The organism is Flavimaribacter sediminis, from assembly GCF_019492055.1.
Classification (GTDB): Bacteria; Pseudomonadota; Alphaproteobacteria; order Rhizobiales; family Rhizobiaceae; genus Flavimaribacter; species Flavimaribacter sediminis.
Genome location: NZ_JAICBX010000013.1, coordinates 1 through 733, shown reverse-complemented (window position 1 = coordinate 733; position 733 = coordinate 1). Strand labels below are relative to the sequence as shown.

Genomic DNA, 733 nt, shown 5'->3' with positions numbered 1-733 from the left:
TCCAGATGACGCCGCTGGCGCACAAGAAGGACAATGACTTCGTCAATGCTCGCAGCCGCTTCGGCGCTGGCCGCAGTGCGCTTGCGTTGCCTCTGTACCGTCAGGTCGCCCGTGACCTGAGAAAGCCGGCCAACCAGCACTCTGAGGCGCTGTTGGGCGTCGGAAGGCGGCGGGGAAGGCTGCAACTGCTTGACCTGCGCATAGTGGGCTATGACACCGGCATCGATCCTATCGGTCTTTTCCAGAAAGCCCATGGCTTCCGCGAAGTACCGCACACTGCGCGCATTGGCCAGCGCACAGGCCATCTCCATCTCCCACAGAAGCAGGAAGGCCAGCCGCTCATAGCCGCCGGAGGCTTCCATGACCACAAGCTCTACGCCATGCCCGCGGCAGAAGGCGGCGAGCCTTGCTATCCCCGACGCATCGTTGCCGAAGCGCTTGAAAGGCGCGCGTTTGCCACTGTCCTGGCCGTTCGCCACGTGGGCGTCGAGCCAGTCTTTCGATACGTCTACTCCACAAATGATCCTGTTCACGGTAACCTGCCTTGTGCGTGCGATTGGAACCAAGCGACTATTCGGTCGTACGTGAGAGCGGCGAAGATCCCAGACTCATCGACGGTTGTAACCGGAGGGAGGACGGGCGACTTCGCCGGGAACTGGAGGGGATGGCCATCCCCTCCAGTCACCAAGACGCTTGTCTGACACAAATCTTCCGAAAAGGCATACAAGGGTGG

At 61.1% G+C, this 733-nt stretch carries 1 protein-coding gene; it reads right to left on the bottom strand.

Annotated features, from left to right (window positions below; genetic code table 11):
- Positions 1 to 533 (bottom strand): IS110 family transposase (locus K1W69_RS26825; protein ID WP_220231566.1); only part of this gene is annotated, 533 nt, incomplete at its 3' end.
- Positions 534 to 733: the final 200 nt, after the last annotated feature.